Consider the following 19,101-nt stretch of genomic DNA (forward strand, 5'->3'; position numbering starts at 1 on the left):
AACGGAACAAAAAATAATCTAAAAATATATCTTGTGTGACTATTTTTAATAATTATATTACTGTTTGTAGTGAAGAACAACAACTATAATTAACCCAAAGAGTAATCGATTATAAGCAAATTAACTAGCAATAAACCTACATAAATGTCAGCAGATTTATTTATAGTTAGTTGATTAATTTTCTGCAAATTATATTTGCTATTCAAAAAAGCGTTTTTGTTATGCTGAGAATAGCAAAAATAATAAATTAAGACGCATCTACCACAAATTCACAACCCAAATGGAGTTATTCTGGCGATGCACCTAAACGAATTGGAAACTACTGAAAATTTAAAAGAAGTGGAAGCAGGGTGGCAAGCACTAGAAAAATCAATTCTCTACTATCAAGGCCGCCCCGTTGGTACGGTAGCCTCTTATGATGCATCTGTAGCGGCGCTCAATTATGACCAGTGCTTTGTTAGGGATTTTGTCTCTGCCGGTCTAATTTTTCTGATTAAAGGTAGAACAGATATTGTTCGCAATTTCTTAGAAGAAACCTTAAAGTTACAGCCTAAAGAAAAGGCATTAGACGCCTATAAGCCGGGACGAGGATTAATACCAGCTAGCTTTAAAGTTGTATCAGAAAATGGGCAAGAATATTTAGAAGCAGACTTTGGTGAACATGCGATCGCTAGAGTTACACCTGTAGATTCTTGCCTATGGTGGATTATTTTGTTGCGTGCTTATGTAGTCGCCACAGAAGATTTTTCTCTAGCCTATCAACCTGAATTCCAAAACGGAATCAGGTTAATCATGGAAATCTGCTTGGCGAATCGTTTTGATATGTACCCAACGCTGTTGGTTCCAGATGGTGCTTGTATGATTGACCGTCGGATGGGCATTTATGGGCATCCTCTAGAACTACAAGTTCTTTTTTACACGGCATTGCGTGCATCTCGTGAACTGCTAATTTGTCAAGGAAATTCTGATATTGTTGCAGCCATTGATAACCGTTTGCCTCTTTTATGTGCTCATATTCGTCAGCATTATTGGATAGATATTAATCGCCTGAATGCAATTTATCACTTCAAAAGTGAAGAATATGGTAAGGGTGCTGTTAATCTGTTCAACATATATGTAGATTCTCTTCCTTATTATGAATTAGATAAGTGGCTGTCAAAAAAAGGTGGTTATCTAGCAGGTAATGTTGGGCCCTCGCAGCTAGATACTCGCTTCTTTTCACTGGGAAACTTAATGGCAATTGTTTCAGACTTAGCCACCGAAGAACAGTCACAAGCAATTATGACTCTCATCGAGGAACGATGGGAAGATTTGGTGGGAGATATGCCAATGAAAATTTGTTTCCCAGCTTTGGAACATGAAGAATACAGAATTGTAACTGGATGTGATCCAAAAAATATCCCCTGGTCGTATCATAATGCTGGTAGTTGGCCAGTTTTAATGTGGATGTTGGCAGCTGCGGCTATGAAAACTAACAAAATAGGTCTTGCACAAAAGGCTATTGAAACTGCCCAAGGACGGCTCAGTACAGATGAATGGCCAGAATATTACGACGGTAAGAAAGGGCGACTGATTGGGAAACAAGCTAGGAAATATCAAACTTGGACAATTACCGGGTTCTTATTAGCAAAAGAACTGATGGCAAATCCCACTTATTTACCATTAATCAGCTTTGGTAAATTACCAGCAGAACAGGTTTCTAGAGCATGTGAGTTAGAAATCGCCAGTGTAGATCCGTATATGACTCGATAGGGAAGTTAGGAGTCAGAGACGCGATTAATCGCGTCTGTACAAGAGTTGGGAGTTAAAATACAAAAGCCTCCTGACTCATGTTTCCATGACAAACCCCCGTCAACTAGCTTTTATCGCCCTGCGAGATGTTCATAAGGGGGCTTATGCTGATGTTGCCCTTGATAGAGTGCTGCAAAAAGTTAATTTGGCTGATAACGATCGCCGCTTGGTGACAGAATTGGTTTATGGGAGCGTCAGAAGGCAGCGCACTCTTGATAGTCTCATTGATCAACTCGCTAAAAAGAAATCTCATCAACAACCACAAGACCTCCGCACCATCTTACATCTGGGCTTCTACCAACTGCGCTATCAAGAGCGTATTCCCGCCTCAGCTGCTGTTAATACCACCGTCCAACTCGCTAAAGAAAACGGTTTTTCTGGACTCACAGGTTTTGTTAATGGTCTATTACGCCAGTACATCCGCCTTGCAGAAAAGATAAAGGCAGATCCGTTACAACTTCCAGAAAACCCAGTGGAACGCTTTGACTTTTCACCCAATCTGGAAAACCTCTTCCCTAGTAGGGAAGAGGTTTTGAATTCTCCCCCTTCCCTACTAAGGAAGGGGGCTGGGGGGTTAGGTTCCGCGTTAACTTTTCCAGGTCAGGTGGAACGCTTGGGTATTTTACACAGCTTTCCTAACTGGATTATTCAAGTTTGGTTAGAACAATTAGGTTTGGCCCAGACAGAACAATTATGTGAATGGATGAACCAATCACCAACAATTGACTTGCGTATCAACCCCCTTCGCACTTCAATTGAGGAAGTTGAGACGGCTTTGCAATCTGCTGGTATTTTGGTGAGACGGATTCCTCATTTACCCCAAGCTTTACGATTGATTGGTAGTACTGGGTCAATTCAAAAACTACCTGGTTTCAGAGAGGGTTGGTGGACTGTACAAGATAGTAGTGCCCAATTGGTAAGTCATTTGCTCGACCCCCAACCAGGTGAGGTGGTAATTGATGCCTGTGCTGCACCAGGGGGTAAAACAACCCACATCGCTGAATTAATGGCAGATAAGGGGAAAATTTGGGCTTGCGATCGCACTCCTTCTCGTCTTCGCAAACTCCAAGAAAATTCTCAACGGCTGAATTTACAATCTATTCAAATTTACACTGGTGACAGTCGTCATTTTGCCCAATTTAAAAACACCGCAGACCGCGTATTACTGGATGCTCCATGTTCTGGTTTGGGAACCATGCACCGTCATGCTGATGCTCGTTGGCGACAGACACCAGAATCTGTCCGAGAACTTTCGCTGCTGCAAAAAGAATTATTAACACATACATCTACTTTTGTCAAACCTGGTGGTGTACTAGTTTATGCTACCTGTACATTGCATCCAGCAGAAAATGAACAAGTGATTTTGGCATTTTTAGCTGAGTCACCTGATTGGCAAATTGAGTCTCCCAGCGGCTTTGAGTTCCCTGATTCTGCCCGTACCATGCCTCAAGGTTGGTTTAAAGTCTGGCCCCATCGACAGGACATGGATGGCTTTTTTATGGTGCGCTTAAGAAAAACCAATAATTCCGAATGAATACTGTTTGGGATTGTACGATTTGATGGAGGTCTGAATCTACCAGAGGAGGCAGCAATGGTTACCCCTTCCAATGTGAAAAACTTAGTTAAAATCCTGATTGGAGCAGCCTGGATCGATGGCAGAATCCAGCCAGAAGAACGGCAATATCTGCGCGAAATAGCTCAAGCAAAGGGTTTGGCTAACGATCCAGAAATTAAGCCTTGGCTGTACGAACTAGTTCCTGTACAACCAAAAGAGTGCTATGACTGGGTGCAGGAGTATTTAGGCGATCGCCCCAGCCTTGAAGATTGTGAAAACTTGATTGAAGCCATCAGTGGCTTAATTTATAGCGATGGTGAAGTTGCCGTTGAAGAAGCCAGACTCCTAACGGAATTGCAAGATATAGCCAAACCGCATGATTCAACTCAACCAGTTCAGACTAAACTTCTAAAACAAATTCAAAAGCTTTACCGCCGTTGGGTTGAAGTGCAAAACTAACCGGGAGTTATGAGTTATGAGTTATGAGTTATTAGTTATTAGTTGACAAGAGGCGAATAATCGCTTCTGTAGATAGATGATTTTTAAGTTTGGCACTTACAACTAAGCACTCGACACTCAGCACTCATCACTCATTACTGTTTATGGCTTCGGTTCACCCAGACCCGGAGTCTCTTCTTTATTGACCTTAGGCACAAAATCAGGACGCTCTTTGCTTTCCCAACCTGCGGGGCGTTTTGAGTTATACCAAGCTATTGAACCAATGGTTACAGCAGCAACAAAACCAACGACATACACCAAGGTAAAAGCCAAGGGAAAATGAGGAGCAGCATCTATGCCTGGTGCTGCTGTCTGCATAAATAAATGCATGAGAATATTCTCCAAGGTTAAATAACAGTACTTAACACACTATCAAATGAGCCTATCACGTAACATCCCCCCGTAGTTAAGTTTAAGCAACTTGATATTGCACAGAAATGTGGACGCAGGGACACGGAAAGCAGGATTTTTACTCCATGCCCAATGTTCAATACAACTCTTGGAGAGGCTGCGCCAACGGCTTCTCTACGAGACGCTCTTGCGTTCGCTCAGTACAAGTGCCCAATGCTCAATGCCCAATACCCAACTCCTCATTCATGAGACGGTCTAAGTCTATCCCGCCAGGATGGCTGTGAGGGTGAAGAACCTGAAGAACCGGAGCTATTTGCGGGAGAGAACGATCGCCGAGTTCTTCGAGGCGAGGGAGAAGAAGAATCAGATTCGACTTTTCTAGATCGCCGCTGTGGGGTAGATGATTCTGAGGAAGAGTTACTGGAACTTGATTCTTGGCTGCGATCGCGCCTTCTCCGTCTTGGGGTATAATCGCTAGATTGCTGTTCTTCTTCAGAATAGCTCCTCCTATTTCTACGTCTTCTAGATGAACCACTATCCTCAGAATTAGAATTTGTAGAACTTTCCCCTTGTGAGTCATCATCCTCAGAAATAGAATGATTCAACACTTGTTTGGGCTTGATGGACTGGGCTTTGATAGTGCCTTTGCGACCTTCTAACTTGGGTCGTTTGGGAAACTTTTCTACGGGCATCCCCTCTGCCGCTTTTTCCATAAATTCGTGCCAAGTATAAGCGGCACTACTACTGCTGCCGTCTGTGGGGTGGTTGTCATCGTTACCTAGCCAGACCCCTGTCACCATCTGGGGAATGTAGCCAATAAACCACAAATCACGGGCTTCGTCGGAGGTGCCGGTTTTGCCTGCAACTGGTCTATTATCTAACTGAGCAGCACCACCAGTCCCGGCTTCTATAACGTTGCGTAGCATCCAAGTCATGATGGCGGCACTGTCAGCGTCAAGGGCGCGTTTAGACGGGAAATTAGCTGACCAGATTACTTTGCCTTGGCGGTTGAGAATGCGAGTAATACCATGAGGCTCTGTATGCAATCCTTGGGTGGCAAAACTGCCGTAAGCGCTGGTCAATTCCAGCAAATTCACTTCGTTGGAGCCGAGAGCCAAAGAATAAGTGGGCCTGAGTTCAGATTTTATCCCCATATCATGGGCAAGTTTAATCGTTGGCGTAAATCCCACATCAATCAGCACCTTCACCGCAATAATATTAATCGAGCGCGTGAGGGCATCTCGCATGTTCATTGAGCCGTGGAAGTTTTTACCAAAGTTTTTCGGTTCATAGCCATCTACAACAATGGGTGCATCCTCATAGGTATCGTAGGGGCTTTTACCGCTAGCGATCGCAGTGGCATATACAAACCCTTTAAATGTCGATCCTGGCTGCCGCTGTGCCTGAGTAACCCGATTAAACTGGTTTTTACCAAAGTCTTTTCCGCCAACCATTGCCTTAATTTCACCGCTGCGGGGGTCAATGGCAACCATTGATCCTTGCTTAAAGTTCTCCCAGCGTCCTTGATTTTGCAGTGTTTTAGCAACTGCTTCTTCTGCTACCTTCTGCCAAGTTGGGTTCAGCGTGGTTTCCACTACTAGACCCCCACTTGCTAGCACCTTAGGAGAAACGTACTTCGGCAATTCTTTTTGGATGTAGCTAGTAAAGTAGGGTGATTCTACTTGCACTCGCTTGGGTAAACTGCTTTTCAGGGTTAGTGGCTCCTGAACTGCTGCCTGCCTTTGCTCTGGCGTAATTATTTTATCCTCTTGCATCCGTAGCAATACCAAGTCCCGCCGCCGTTTTGCAGCTTCTGGATTCTTGTTTGGGGCGTACAAGCTAGGAGCAGGAGCCAATCCAGCAATCGTTGCCATTTCGGCGAGTGACAGTTGATCTGGCGATTTACTAAAGTATACCCAGGCTGCATCTGCTACACCATAAGCTCCATTTCCCAAATAAACCAGATTCAAGTAACGCTCTAGAATCTGATCTTTGGTTAATTCTTGCTCCATTTTTTGGGCGAGGCGGACTTCCTTGAGTTTGCGCCAGATTGTCTGTTCTTGTTTCAGGAAGAGAATCCGCGTTAGCTGTTGGGTTATGGTGCTACCACCTTCTACCACACCTTGCGATCGCAAATTATTCAAACTTGCTCTCACAATTCCTTGAGGATCAAATCCGTTGTGCTGCTTAAATCTTCTATCTTCTGAGGCGATGAAAGCTTTTTTTAAATTATCTGGTATTTGTTCTAGCTTTAGCTGTTCTCTACTGGCTTCACCTTGTTGTTGTAATATGCTTCCATCAGCAGCTTTAATGGTCAGTGTTTGCTCTCTAAGCACGGCGTTTAGCTCGGCCTTATCTGGCAAAGTGCGATCTATTAGACTGACGCCGTAGATGAAAGCTACTATCCCACCACCTACACCCAAGCCTGCCCAAAACCATAAGCGACGATAAAGTGGTTTACCGCCAGTTGCCTGATTGGTCTTCATCCTAGATGGTAAAATTTTCATTTTGCTCAGTAACTGCCTTGCCTGCGCCAGATGTGCTGGTAGTATCTCAATTGTCGATTCTTCGTGTTGATGATGATTACCAAGCGGCAATCACGGTTCCTCCCGATTAGAGTCACTCTAATTAGTTGGTTTTCGCTTTAAACACGAGGTAAGCTTTTATACGTTGATTCCTCTATATAAAGTCCTAACTACTTAACCACTATCAATAAGCTTTAGGGTTATAGCACCATCTTTATGTTAGTTTGACACTCTTCTGGCTCAAGCCACGGAGATTCTTAGTTCAACGAGTCCATTTAATTAGAGCAACTTGCGGTACTCTCACCAGAGGTGGTTCTCTCCCTAAGCGTTACTTGCCGAGTGTCCCTCGGTAGTCGGATTACTCCAAAATTGATTTGAGTTAAGTGCCAGTCGTCTAGTTCCTGTAAATCTTTTATCTACTTTCAGGCTGCTTAACAAAAATTGTCAAGCCACTAGAACAACAAAGTAGAACCCCATAGATTTAATTGTCAAGGTGCGGCGTCTCCATGTTAAACAGCAATCAGGTTTTTAAACAGGTTGATTACCTTTCCTGCTACAGTAAATGGTAATGCAAATTAGCTACCATATCAATAAAAAAAAGACCGAAAGTTTATCAATTGAGCTTTAGTTAAGACGAGTGGGAGAGGCTAGATTGCTACGCTTGATCAATAAAATACTTAACAAAACTCACTATAGAATAATAATGTATATTAGAGTGAGTTTTGTAAAACTACTGCAATTATCATAATTTTTAGAAATATAAAAACTATTGACATTTTCTGGATATCCGCAAACACAGCCTGAAAACAGCTTACTTAAGGAGAGTGTGATGCCTGAGTTGGGCTATGCCTACGCCAAGCCCAGACGAAGCGCTGTTGCCCTTGGTAGTAATATCGGCGATTCACAGACAATTTTAGAAGCAGCTATCGAAACTTTAGTCCAAACGCCAGGTATTCTCTTAGAAGCCAGATCAAGTTGGTACCAAACCAAAGCAGTAGGGCCACAGCAGCCAGATTACTTAAATGGCTGCGTCACATTGCAAGTAGAAATGCTACCCCAGCAGTTATTAGAAGCTTTGTTAGGAATCGAACAACAATTTGGGCGTGTGCGTCAGGAACGCTGGGGACCACGAACCCTGGATTTGGATTTGTTATTATATGATGACTTGATTGTGGATACACCAAACCTCCAGATTCCCCATCCCCGAATGCGAGATCGGGCCTTTGTGCTAGTACCACTGGCAGAAATTGCCTCAGATTGGGTAGAACCAGTTTCTGGGTGTGTTATTAAAGAACTGCTGAAAGAAGTAGACTGTTCTGATGTACATTTATTGATGAACAATTAAAATTACCATCCTTAAACACAGAAGAACGCTGATTTCACCTCTGTATTCACAGATAATCAGATTTTACTATGCCATTAGGTAGAGAATTACCACAACTGCTGAAACAACGCTTGTTTTATAAAGGACGCAAGTTTGATTTTGAAGTTAATCGTTTGCGTTTGCCGAATAAAGCGGAAGGAGAATGGGAATGTATTCGTCACCCTGGTGGTGCCTTAGCTGTGCCTGTGACATCAGAGGGCAAACTTATACTCGTGCGCCAGTATCGTTTTGCAATTCAGGGACGAATATTAGAATTTCCAGCGGGAACTGTAGAACCAAATGAAGATCCCCTAGAAACGATACAGCGTGAAATTGAAGAAGAAACTGGCTATAGCGGCCATAAATGGGACAAACTAGGCGAATTTTTCCTAGCGCCTGGTTATTCTGATGAAATTATCTATGCATTTCTGGCGCGAGATTTAGAAAAGCTGGAGATACCACCACCACAAGATGGAGACGAGGATATCGAAACTGTGTTTTTGACTCCCGAAGAATTAGAGAAAGCTATTCTGGAAGGAGAGCCGGTAGATGCTAAATCAGTTTCTAGCTTCTTTCTGGCGCGTCCGTTTTTAGTTTAATACCAATATGCTGCTAGAGTTAGCGATGCCTACGGCGGGCTACGCCTACGCAGATGCCTACGGTGCAGGCTTTGAATATGCTAACGAGATGATCGTTAACAACGATTTGAGTCGATACGTTGAACATCCGCGTTTTCGATTCATCCCTGGCACTTACACTGACGACACCCAGATGAGCATTGCCATTGCGGAAGTGATTGTTGCTCAAGCAGCGTGGACGCTAGAAGTTTTAGCCGATAGTTTTGTTAGAGCCTTTAAACGCGACCCCAGAGAGGGTTATGCTAGAAACTTCTACCATTTTTTAGTAGGAATTCAGGATTTTTAACCGAAATTCGCCCTGACAGTGATAAAAGTGGGGCAGCAATGCGTGCAGCGCCCATAGGTATTTATCCGACAGCAGAGAAAGTCATTGAGGCGACAACAATTCAAGCGGCAATTACCCACAATACACCTGATGGGATCAATGCTGCGGTTGCGGCTGCTTTGATGTCACATTATTTTATCTATCGACTGGGAGCAAAACGCAAATTAGGACAGTTTTTAGAAGGTTATGTATCTGGAGAGTGGTCTAAACCCTGGTCAGGTAAAGTCAAGTTTAAAGGCTTGGATGAGTGTCAGGGCAGCGATTACTGCGGTGATGCGAAATGATAGCATGAGCGAACTTTTACAAGATTGTATTGCTTTTACTGGGGATGTGGATACAGTAGCTGCGATGTCTACGACGGGCTACGCCTACGCCCTAGCTGCTGGTTCTTGTAGCGAGGAAATTAGACAAGACATTCCCAATCATCTCGTTACAGGCTTAGAGAATGGGGCTTACGGCAGAGATTACCTTATCGGCTTGGATAAGCAGCTGATGAGTTTAGTAAACAAAAAGATGAGCTAATATGTGTCTCTATGCCAGACGCATACATATTTCACACAGATGATAAATAAAAATACAACCAACTGGTGTGCGACTTCCAGTCGCCAAGGCAAGTAATAAATTAGACTTTTCAAACAACTTCTTAAACGGCTAGCGATTTCGTTTAATGATCCCGTTGAGTATGAGCTTTAGAGCTTCTCAACTTTCGTAACTTCAAATGTTTAATAACGGGGAATATTATACCTGTAAAGAGGTAAGAGCGCTGCAAGTATAAGCTGATTTTATCAGCTAACCAGTTATATCTGCACATTTGTTTGACAAATCTATGACAAATTTATGACGAAAATGTGACAATATTGATTTGCTAAAAAGTAACAACTTCTTGATTTGTTGTATATAAAATTAATAATCTTCTGGATGTTTCTATCTTAATATCGGTAAATACTGTTACTACAAAGGATACATTTGTTATATGTGATGTGGCGAGAGTAACTTCATGCGACTCCTTCCCGAAAACTGTATTATTTAATACAAATACAGTTTTCGGGAAAGATAAAATAAAAAATTAGTCAAATTTATTAGTTTATTCCTGTAAGGGAACATTCAGATTTTTCATAATATCAGGGTTTTTGATATTAGAAAAATGTGGTTAAGGACTTGCAGAAAAACTTCGTTAATGTTGTTGATGCCGCCACAACTATCGTAACGTGATGGTCTGTCGATTTTGAAACAATCACGTTCAAGTTGATTTGGCATCAATACCTTCATATTCTTCCTCAGCAGCTTGACTGAGAATTGAGATTTTAGTTGTTGAAAAATATTTACCTTGATGGAGGTTTTACTTAGTGGATAACAAAAGAAGCAGACTAAAAACTGTCTTATTTAAAGCTTGTAGTTCTTTGGGAAAAAAAAGTCTAAATTACCTCAACATAATTCTCTATTTAGTAACAAGCTTTTGGGACTTTTTCCTGAAAGCGGAATCTACCCCAGTCAAGAAAGGCTTTTTCCGGGTTAAGCATCAGCAATTGCCCACAATGAAGAAATTGCCGATAACTGTTAGGCAAAGTCAGCAAGTTAACAAGTTGGCACGATTAAGACAGCGTTTACGTGACCCAGAATGGAGGCGCTACGGTTACTTACTACTGCTGGGCAAGGCAATGGCGATCATGATGCTGTTCATGGTATTGGCCTTCATCCCCAATTTGATGGTCACACCAGCTCTAGCAGCCGATCCAGTACTCAAAGGCAATGACATCGTTAACCCAATTAATACCCTCTGGACGCTACTAGCCGCCTTCCTAGTATTCGCAATGCAAGTAGGTTTTACGATGCTAGAAGCAGGTTTCTGTCGCTCTCGTGAAACCGTCAACGTCTTGATGGAGTGCATCGTTGACACTTGTCTTTGCGGGTTACTATTCTATGCCTGGGGCTTTGCCTTCATGTTCAGTCATGGTAACGGCTTGATTGGACTGAATTGGTTCTTCTTGCAAGGTGCAGCCTCGACTTATGAAAGTACAGGTGTAGCGTTTCTGGCATTCTGGCTGTTTCAGTTCGCCTTTGCAGACACCTGCTCGACGATTACCTCTGGGGCGATGATTGGGCGGACAGGGTTTATTGGCGATCTTCTCTACAGCACTGGCGTTTCTGGATTCATCTACCCAATTATCGGACACTGGGCTTGGGGGCCAGACGGTTTTCTGGCAACAATGGGCAGCAAAGAGGGTTTCCTGCCTTTCTTGGGAATTGGCTTCCATGACTTTGCAGGCTCTACAGTTGTTCACACCATTGGGGGATTCATTGCCCTAGCAGGTGCGATCGCCCTCGGCCCGCGTTTAGGTCGTCGGTTCAAACGCGATGGTGGCGGCCCGATGTTACCCCATGACCTTGTAATTGCTGCTTCTGGTGGTCTGATTCTGTGGTTCGGCTGGTACGGTTTCAACCCCGGCTCGACACTCTCAGCGATGGACTTTGTGGGAACTGGACGGGTTGCCGCCAATACTACCTTGGCAGCATGTGCAGGCGGTCTGTCGGCACTGTTTTTCGTTTATCCGAAAACAAAAAAGTGGGATTTGGGTTTCACAGTCAACGGTTTCTTGGCGGGCTTGGTTGCGATCACTTGCCCTTGCTATTGGGTTAATCCGACAGGTTCTATCATCATTGGAGCGGTAGCCGGTGTAGTTGTAGTTCTAGGAATAGAACTCTTGGAATGGCTTCGTATTGACGACCCCATCGGTGCAGTTCCTGTACATGGTTTTTGCGGAATCTGGGGAACGTGGTCGCTGGGCTTGTTTGCCACTGGTGAATTCGGCGCGACTGGCCCCATCTCACCTGATGTCTCTGCACCGTTAAGAGGTCTGTTTTATGGTGGAGGGATACAAGTGTTGAGCGCACAAGTTATTGGTAACCTAATCATCGCTGTGTCTACATTCGCTGTGGCAATGGGGTTGATGTATTTGGTAAATTTGACAGGGACACTGCGTGTGTCGAAAGAAGGCGAATTGGAAGGTTTGGATTTACACGAGCATGGTATACCAGCCTACCCTGAATATGTCATTAGTCCATCAGTTAACCCTGATAGCTCTGCATTAGAAGAATTGAATAGATAGAGGACTTGCGCCAAGCGCACCCTAAAGAGAGATGATGCCAAAAATTCATCAGTCTCTATCCCCATCACTCGGTGGGGCTTTTTATGGATAGGACTTACGCAAAAAACCTCTCAAACTCTTATTTCTCCGTGTCCCCTGCGTCGCGCCAGTTGCTTCTCCTGTCGGAGACGCTGCGCGTAGCTTGCTTCCCCGGAGGGGTACCGGGGAACCGTAAGGGCGCACTGGCTTCTCTGCGTCGCGCCAGTTGCTTCAAGTCGGGGAACCGCAAGGGCGCACTGGCTTCTCTGTGGTTCGATTTTCTGTTACCTGTGCGTAAGTCCTGATGGAGAAAAAGTCGTTCTGGTCTGGGTGATGCGATGCCTAATGGGGGCAAACTTACCTTTTCAAATACTACGGTTTTTCGATATTATTACAGTAATTTGGGTAAACATAAAGCTACCCTAACCTTCACTATCTCCAAGTTTGGGTAGTAAAGTACACATTGGTGGCTTACCTATATGCCTGTACATTGAACAGATTAACTGCTCAGTCAGGAACTTGCTACTTATTGGTAATACTGATTTGTTACCTTGGCTAGAGTCACATGAAAATTGACTTAGAGCCAAAGTTATAAGAGGATGACCAGAAGAAGCTTACAACTCCTAAATATGTGTCTCTACACCAGACGCATACATGTTTCATACAGATGAGAAAAAATACAACTTTTAACAGTGCCGGTAAACTGACTGCTCTTTTGTTCCTGATAACTATCTTTCTCACGCCTTGTGTGATTATAAATGCAGGCGAACGTGGTGTACTGATGAAATTTGGCGAAGTCCAAAACCAGATATTAGGAGAAGGACTTCACTTAATTATTCCTGTAGTCAATACTGTGAAAAAGCTGAGTATTCGAGTCCAAAAACAGGAAATTTCTGCTGAGGCTTCTTCCAAAGATTTACAAAATGTTTTCACCGATGTCGCTCTCAATTGGCATATTATTCCCCAGGAAGCAAATGCCATTTTTCAGAAAATTGGAGATGAACAAGATGTAGTCATTCGGATTATTAACCCAGCAGTTGAAGAAGTACTAAAAGCAGTAATGGCAAAGTATACTGCTGAAGAAATTATTACTAAGCGAGGAGAAGTTAAAGGTGGAGTAGATGATGCATTGTCCACACGACTAGGTAGCTATCACGTTGCAGTTGATGATATTTCTCTAGTTCATGTCCATTTTTCAGAACGATTTGGTGAAGCGGTGGAGGCGAAGCAGATTGCTGAACAAGAAGCAAAACAAGCAGAGTTTATCGCACTAAAAGCAACAAAAGAGGCTGAGGCAAAAGTTAATTTAGCAAAAGGAGAGGCAGAGGCACATAGATTATTGCGTGACGGTTTAACTCCAGAAATTCTGCAAAGACAAGCAATAGAAAAATGGAATGGAAAGCTACCATTAATTGTAAGTAAGGAAACTCCAAAATTGTTGAATTTGAGTGAAATTTTAAAATTTGATGAAAATTGATATTCTTTTTCACGAAATATTTGCTACATAAAATATAGGGGCGCACAGATGTGCGCCCCTACAACCGATTCCTTTGTAGAAACGTGATAAACTAAATTAACCGTTGGAGAATAAAATGGGAGAATCGAGAATCTTCAACTGGATCAATAGTATAATCAACAGGGTATAAGCTGTTGAAGAAATTAAACCAGTGAATAATTCTTTCTTGAGGTTATGCTCTTGAGGTTCTTTTTGAAAAATGTCCTTAGAACCGAATTGCATCAAGAGAATTCCCACAATATTAGAGAGCCAGTACCCTATAATTGAACAAGGTAAAAGTAATTTTGGGGAAAGTAAACTACATGCATACCCAAAAGCATAAGCTATTGGCAGATTGAATAGTAGGTCATTCCACCAACAGAGTGGTGACAACAAATATCCCAGTACCAGAAAAAATCCACCTCTGAGTTTTTTGAAAATGTCTTTTTTGAAATCTTCTGGAGTAGATTGTTGTAAGTCCTCCAGAGTTGTGTCTCCTGTTACATTCAACTCTTGACTAACGTTTTGGACGCTTTCCATAAAACCCACTATTCCTATCGTCTTAGTGTAGTTTAATATATAAATTAAATCAAAGTCTAGTACAGGAGTGATAACATTTTGGCTTTTTGATGCTGAAAGTTTTACCACTGAATAGTTTCAGCAAAATAGTAAAAAGCAAAATTTAGGTTTAACTCAGCTACAACTTAACAATAACTGATTTCTACCAGAGGCGCATGAGTGCGATCGCTTCTTGGAGAATCTGGGCTAATCCTTCAGCGTTCGTGGAAGTTTAAGAAAAAATCAGTTTTGTCAATAGTAATTAGGCTATAAATTAGCAACTTAAAAGTATAAAATTAAACTTTTTATTGGATCGTGAGGGTAAGAATGAATGATGCTTTGAAATATGACATGTCACCGATAGCGTAGCGTAAAGCCTTCTCCTAAAGGAGACGCTGCGCGAACGGCATAGCTTCGCTTAGAGCGACGCAGGAGCGTCACAGCCAGCCGTAGCGAAAAGTCGAGCATCTAACTTGTGCAGGGTTAAAGAAATAGTGATAATTAATCTCAATAAATTCTAGTTTGATTAATCATGACCATCACTATTTCACAACAGGCGCACGAGGAACTCTGGCAAGAAGTTGAGGAAACCCGACAAAGTAATGACCCCGATGATGAGTTAGATATTACCTGCAAGTGTCCCCAGGCATTGGCAGAAGGATATTCTCGAAGAGTTGAATTGCGACAGAGTTTATTGTTGGAGATTGAAAGCTATCAGCGCCATGACAATTTAATAATGCAAAGCATTGACCATCCACATCCCCTAGAGTTTTGGTTTATGCTTTCAGGGCAATGGAGGGGAAACTCTCTTTGGGCAGTTAATGAGATGGAAGGCGGACAATACGGTTTTTGCGGCAGTGGCATGGCTGTTAGAGGAGAAAATGAGTTTTCACAGGGACGGCAACTGTTGGTGGGTGTGCATTTGGAACCAGAATTGTTACAGTCCTTCATCGGCAATTCTTCCGGGGAACTACCAAAAGCATTGCAACATTTAGTGCGTGAGCCAGAGCAACCCCTCTACTTTCGCTCTAACGTCATGACTCCCATGATGCAATACAATGTGCAGCGGATCTTGCATTGTCCCTACCAGGGCATCATCAAGCGGATGTACCTGGAAGGCAAGGTGCTGGAACTGTTAGCACTGCTGCTGGGGCAAGAAGCAGAAATTCAGATGGGAAGCCGGACACAGAAGCCGTTAAAGCCGGAAACATTAGAGCGGATTCTTTATGCCAGAGACTTGTTATTGCAACAGCTGGACAATCCACCTTCTACCGCAGAATTGGCACGCTTAGTCAAACTCAATGAATATGCACTCAAACGTGGGTTTCTACAGGTATTTGGCAAACCATTGTTTGCTTATCTCCACGATTACCGCTTAGAACAGGCGCATCAATTGCTGGAAACTGGGGAAATGAAGGTAAGTGAAGTTGCCCAGAAAATCGGCTTTGCCAGTCGGAATCACTTTGCTGCTGCTTTTAGGAAAAAATTTGGCGTTAATCCTAAACAGTACTTGATGCAACGCAAACACTCCTTATAGTGACCAAAAAAACTGCTTCTAGCCAACCACCAGCACAACCACAAACGCAACCAACACCTGAACTAAATCAGCCAGCAAGTCAGACACAGCAAACTCAACCATCTTCTCAGACAGATAAACCGATTGAATTGGTAGTGACAGGTGAGCAAGATGGATATCGCATAGAAGATTCCTCAACTCCTACCAAGACTGACACTCCTCTGCGCGATATTCCCCAGTCGATTCAAGTTATTCCTCGACAGTTGATTGAAGAGCAACGGATAACCCGCATCAGTGATGCATTAAGAAAGGGTTTGGGGTTTGGTTTAGGACTATACTACGTAGGCGATCGCCAGGGAGACTTGGCAAACACGTTCGAGTTACCTAGCTATTTACGCACTGATGCTGCTGTTTTCTATGAGCGAAATAATTTCCGAGTAGCGCTCAACATTAGAAATCTGTTCGATGTTGATTATTATGCATCAGCTCAGCGTAACCTCAGCGTTTTTCCAGGAGACCCACTAACGTTACAAGGAACTATTTCCTGGGAGTTCTGATGAGATCAGGAATATTATGGGAGCATTTTCCATGAGGTCACTAAAATTACATTAGATTGTCTTTAACCTACACAGTCATTGTTGCAGTCCTTTATCGGCAATCCCTCCAGGGAACTACCGAAAGCATTGCAACATTTAGTGCGATCGCCAGAGCAACCTTACCACTTTCGCTCCAACGTCATGACTCCTATGATGCAATATAATGCTCTCTTGATTTGATTTAATCTTCGGATTTTTAATTCATTTATTGACCAATTTTAATTGGCTATAAAATGATGTAATGACGTTCGCTGAGTTTATACTCACAACTTTAGCTATTTCTGGTAATGATTTTCTTTTTATTGGCGAGATTATTCCTAAGTGCAAATATTTGAAGCACTCATAATTTCTCACCTCTTTAAATAAATCTTGATCCTCTGCACAATATTCATCTCCGAGCGCAACTGTTGGGGAAATTTAATACTGGATCGATTTCACACCAACTTTTAGTGGGCTTCGATATAAACCGCTTTTTCACAGATTTTGCATACTTTAGCCCTAGTATTAATAATTTACCCAATCTCGATATCCTCAACCCAAATTACAATATTCCAAGACCCGAATTTGATTCATTAAATTTTGCTGGTACGACCAAGACTCAATCATACGGAGTCTACCTTCAGAATCAAATTGCGTTTAGTGATAACCTGAAACTCATGCTTGGTGGTCGTTATGATTGGTTGTCCAATGAAGATGAACCAACAGGATCTGAGCAGACGGAACAAAATGATGGTGCCTTCAGCCCCCGGATTGGTTTAGTGTATCAGCCCAGCAAAACGGTTTCTCTTTATGCCAGCTACAGTCGCTCTTTTAGGCAGTCTACAGGATTTAACCCGGATAGGAGGGCATTTGAGCCGAGCCGGGGAACCCAATATGAAGTCGGTGTCAAAACAGACTTTCTAGACGGAAAGCTTTCGACAACTTTAGCTGCCTATCAGCTTACTAAGACAAATGTGCTAACCCCCGATCCCGATCCTGAACGAGCTTTGCGAGGTTTCTCCATTCAGACTGGGGAGCAGCAGAGTCGAGGGATTGAGTTGGATATTGCGGGTGAAATTTTGCCAGGGCTGAAGGTAATCGGTTCCTATACCTATACCGATGCAAAAGTTACCGAAGATAATGTAATTCCTGTAGGTAATCGATTAAACGGTGTACCAGAAAATCAAGTCAGCCTCTGGACAACCTATGAGATTCAAGAGGGTGATTTGAAAGGGTTTGGAGGTGGTTTGGGGCTGTTTTATGTGGGTGAGCGGCAAGGCAATTTGGATAACTCGTTTACACTCCAAGATTATTTGCGGACTGATGCGGCGCTTTACTACAAAAAAAATGGTTTTAAGGCAGCGATTAATGTCCGTAATTTATTTGATACGGACTATGTAGACTTATCTTACGACAGAGTTATTATTCAAAGAGCTAATCCGTTTACAATCACGGGTTCCATTAGTTGGGAGTTTTAACTATTGGTGTTGTTGGTCATTGGTTGAACAACTTGCCCTAACACAGTTTCAACCTCTGGACAACATCCGAAATTCAATCTGGAAATTTGAAAGGACTAGGGCAAGGCTTGGGGTTATTTTATCTCAACGATCGCGCTTGTCGATTTACGCACCGATGAACCATTTTTACTGAGCAGATCCGGTACATCTGACAGCTTGTCAACCAGAATCCTTTATTTGTTCGGCAGAATGTAAGCTTAGAAAAGGTATTGATCATGAACTCTCAAAAACTACGCAATCTGGTATTTACTCTACACCGCTACATTGGTTTAGCGGTGGGACTGATTGCAATTCTTGTCGGCTTGACAGGTAGTCTATTAGTCTTCCACTCAGAAATTAGCACCTTCGAGCAGCAGCGCCGCATTGGCACAATTGTTCCTCAAGGTGAACAACTGCCCCTGATGGTTGTCCTGAACACTGTGAAAAAGACATATACTAATTAACCAGACGCAAAAGTCCAGGCTATTTATCTGCCCTCGAAGCCAAATCAGCCGATGAATGTTGTCCTGAAAACCAAGGAAAAGGACTGGATAGAAAACTACGTTAACCCTTACACAGGAGCGATTCTCGGCAATAACTTAAAGCCCAGTTTTGTGGATAAGTTTTTTGAAATCGTCTACCCACTTCACTATGCTCTTTTAGGCGGTGACTTGGGATATAAGTTTGTAGGCATTATTGGTTTACTGATGTCCTTCATGAGCATTACAGGCATTATCCTTTGGACTGGTTGGCGTAGATTGATATCCGGCTTCAAAATCAAGTGGAATGCCCATCCCAAGCGAGTTAACTTTGATGTTCACAAAGTAGCTGGTGTGATTGCAGCAGTATTTTTAATCTTCGCATTTTTCACGGGATTTTGCTGGAGCTTCAGTGAGTTCGTCAACCCGATGATCTATGCTGTCACCTTTAGCCAAAAGCAAGCATATCCGGTTTCTGTTCCCATTGCTGGTAAGTCTGCGATCGGACTAAAAGAACAATTAAAAACGGCTTGGAAATGGTTAAGTTTTCAGCAAAGAATTAGATTCTCAATTAGCAATTTCACCATATCCCCTGTTGAAGTAATTTGTATGCGTTGATGTGTGCTGATGTGAAAAGTTTTGATTGACTCAGCCTCTATTCGGTTCTGATTCCAGATTTATAGGACTTACGCAAAACTACACGCCCTGTAGGGGCAACTCATGAATTGCACCTACCTAAAAATCTTTCTTTTCGGCTATTGTTTGCGTAAGTCCTAATTTGTAAACGTTAATTTTGAGGAGTTTTCAAATC

Annotated in this window: 17 protein-coding genes and 3 pseudogenes; 15 read left to right on the top strand and 5 right to left on the bottom strand. The window is 42.8% G+C overall.

Annotated features, from left to right (window positions below; translation table 11 throughout):
• Window positions 1-297: 297 nt before the first annotated feature.
• The 3 genes from V7K49_RS07315 (at window position 298) to V7K49_RS07325 (ending at window position 3,805) form a co-directional block, all read left to right on the top strand.
• Entirely contained in the window at window positions 298-1,752 is a 1,455-nt protein-coding gene (locus tag V7K49_RS07315; protein ID WP_334871036.1) for a glycoside hydrolase 100 family protein, read from the top strand.
• An 85-nt stretch (window positions 1,753-1,837) separates the two neighbouring features.
• Complete coding sequence (gene rsmB / locus V7K49_RS07320; protein WP_335205042.1) at window positions 1,838-3,325, top strand: 16S rRNA (cytosine(967)-C(5))-methyltransferase RsmB; 1,488 nt, start codon at window positions 1,838-1,840, stop codon at window positions 3,323-3,325.
• A 57-nt stretch (window positions 3,326-3,382) separates the two neighbouring features.
• Entirely contained in the window at window positions 3,383-3,805 is a 423-nt protein-coding gene (locus tag V7K49_RS07325; RefSeq protein WP_273769603.1) for a tellurite resistance TerB family protein, read from the top strand.
• Window positions 3,806-3,946: 141 nt separating this feature from the next.
• On the opposite strand, the gene psb35 is transcribed toward V7K49_RS07325, so the two are convergent.
• Both psb35 and V7K49_RS07335 read right to left on the bottom strand, forming a co-directional pair.
• Complete coding sequence (gene psb35 / locus V7K49_RS07330; RefSeq protein ID WP_334868510.1) at window positions 3,947-4,174, bottom strand: photosystem II assembly protein Psb35; 228 nt, start codon at window positions 4,172-4,174, stop codon at window positions 3,947-3,949.
• 260 nt (window positions 4,175-4,434) lie between these two features.
• Window positions 4,435-6,702, bottom strand: coding sequence for a transglycosylase domain-containing protein (locus tag V7K49_RS07335; RefSeq protein ID WP_442948653.1), 2,268 nt, complete (start codon window positions 6,700-6,702; stop codon window positions 4,435-4,437).
• Between the two features lie 847 nt (window positions 6,703-7,549).
• Here V7K49_RS07335 and folK point away from each other — a divergent pair.
• From folK to V7K49_RS07365, 6 genes are all read left to right on the top strand, one after another.
• Complete coding sequence (gene folK / locus V7K49_RS07340; protein ID WP_334868514.1) at window positions 7,550-8,065, top strand: 2-amino-4-hydroxy-6-hydroxymethyldihydropteridine diphosphokinase; 516 nt, start codon at window positions 7,550-7,552, stop codon at window positions 8,063-8,065.
• Between the two features lie 68 nt (window positions 8,066-8,133).
• A complete protein-coding gene (locus V7K49_RS07345) occupies window positions 8,134-8,682 on the top strand; it encodes an NUDIX hydrolase (protein WP_335205044.1) in 549 nt (182 codons plus the stop codon).
• A 7-nt stretch (window positions 8,683-8,689) separates the two neighbouring features.
• On the top strand, window positions 8,690-9,007 hold the full coding sequence (locus V7K49_RS07350) for an ADP-ribosylglycohydrolase family protein (protein ID WP_335205045.1): 318 nt from the start codon (window positions 8,690-8,692) through the stop codon (window positions 9,005-9,007).
• Window positions 9,008-9,045: 38 nt separating this feature from the next.
• Window positions 9,046-9,330: an ADP-ribosylglycohydrolase family protein gene (locus V7K49_RS07355; protein ID WP_335205046.1), complete on the top strand. Its 285-nt coding sequence runs from the start codon at window positions 9,046-9,048 to the stop codon at window positions 9,328-9,330.
• Between the two features lie 4 nt (window positions 9,331-9,334).
• The gene (locus tag V7K49_RS07360; protein WP_335205047.1) at window positions 9,335-9,568 is read left to right on the top strand and encodes a hypothetical protein; all 234 of its coding nucleotides are present in this window, start codon (window positions 9,335-9,337) and stop codon (window positions 9,566-9,568) included.
• Window positions 9,569-10,392: 824 nt separating this feature from the next.
• Window positions 10,393-12,153, top strand: a complete 1,761-nt coding sequence (locus tag V7K49_RS07365) for an ammonium transporter (protein ID WP_335205048.1) — start codon at window positions 10,393-10,395, stop codon at window positions 12,151-12,153.
• A 118-nt stretch (window positions 12,154-12,271) separates the two neighbouring features.
• On the opposite strand, the gene V7K49_RS07370 is transcribed toward V7K49_RS07365, so the two are convergent.
• Entirely contained in the window at window positions 12,272-12,526 is a 255-nt protein-coding gene (locus tag V7K49_RS07370; RefSeq protein WP_335205049.1) for a hypothetical protein, read from the bottom strand.
• A gap of 312 nt (window positions 12,527-12,838) precedes the next feature.
• Here V7K49_RS07370 and V7K49_RS07375 point away from each other — a divergent pair, with 312 nt between their 5' ends.
• Window positions 12,839-13,648: a prohibitin family protein gene (locus tag V7K49_RS07375; protein WP_335205050.1), complete on the top strand. Its 810-nt coding sequence runs from the start codon at window positions 12,839-12,841 to the stop codon at window positions 13,646-13,648.
• Window positions 13,649-13,744: 96 nt separating this feature from the next.
• Here V7K49_RS07375 and V7K49_RS07380 read toward each other — a convergent pair whose 3' ends face one another.
• Window positions 13,745-14,206 (bottom strand): hypothetical protein, encoded by a 462-nt coding sequence (locus V7K49_RS07380; protein WP_335205051.1) that lies wholly within the window; start codon window positions 14,204-14,206, stop codon window positions 13,745-13,747.
• 550 nt (window positions 14,207-14,756) lie between these two features.
• On the opposite strand from V7K49_RS07380, the gene V7K49_RS07385 reads away from it, so the two are divergent.
• The 3 genes and pseudogenes from V7K49_RS07385 to V7K49_RS07395 all read left to right on the top strand — a co-directional run bounded on the left by V7K49_RS07385 (window position 14,757) and on the right by V7K49_RS07395 (window position 16,500).
• Entirely contained in the window at window positions 14,757-15,761 is a 1,005-nt protein-coding gene (locus V7K49_RS07385) for a helix-turn-helix transcriptional regulator (protein WP_335205052.1), read from the top strand.
• A 287-nt stretch (window positions 15,762-16,048) separates the two neighbouring features.
• Window positions 16,049-16,297: pseudogene (locus tag V7K49_RS07390) on the top strand (TonB-dependent receptor domain-containing protein); the annotation flags it as partial.
• A gap of 56 nt (window positions 16,298-16,353) precedes the next feature.
• Window positions 16,354-16,500, top strand: coding sequence for a hypothetical protein (locus tag V7K49_RS07395; protein WP_335205053.1), 147 nt, complete (start codon window positions 16,354-16,356; stop codon window positions 16,498-16,500).
• 57 nt (window positions 16,501-16,557) lie between these two features.
• On the opposite strand, the pseudogene V7K49_RS07400 reads toward V7K49_RS07395, so the two are convergent.
• Window positions 16,558-16,753: pseudogene (locus V7K49_RS07400) on the bottom strand (IS701 family transposase); the annotation flags it as partial.
• 32 nt (window positions 16,754-16,785) lie between these two features.
• Here V7K49_RS07400 and V7K49_RS07405 point away from each other — a divergent pair.
• A complete protein-coding gene (locus V7K49_RS07405) occupies window positions 16,786-17,793 on the top strand; it encodes a TonB-dependent siderophore receptor (RefSeq protein ID WP_335205054.1) in 1,008 nt (335 codons plus the stop codon).
• Between the two features lie 254 nt (window positions 17,794-18,047).
• Window positions 18,048-18,908: pseudogene (locus tag V7K49_RS07410) on the top strand (PepSY-associated TM helix domain-containing protein).
• Window positions 18,909-19,101 lie beyond the last annotated feature (193 nt).

The sequence above is a fragment of the Nostoc sp. genome, from assembly GCF_036919675.1.
Taxonomy (GTDB): Bacteria; Cyanobacteriota; Cyanobacteriia; order Cyanobacteriales; family Nostocaceae; genus Nostoc.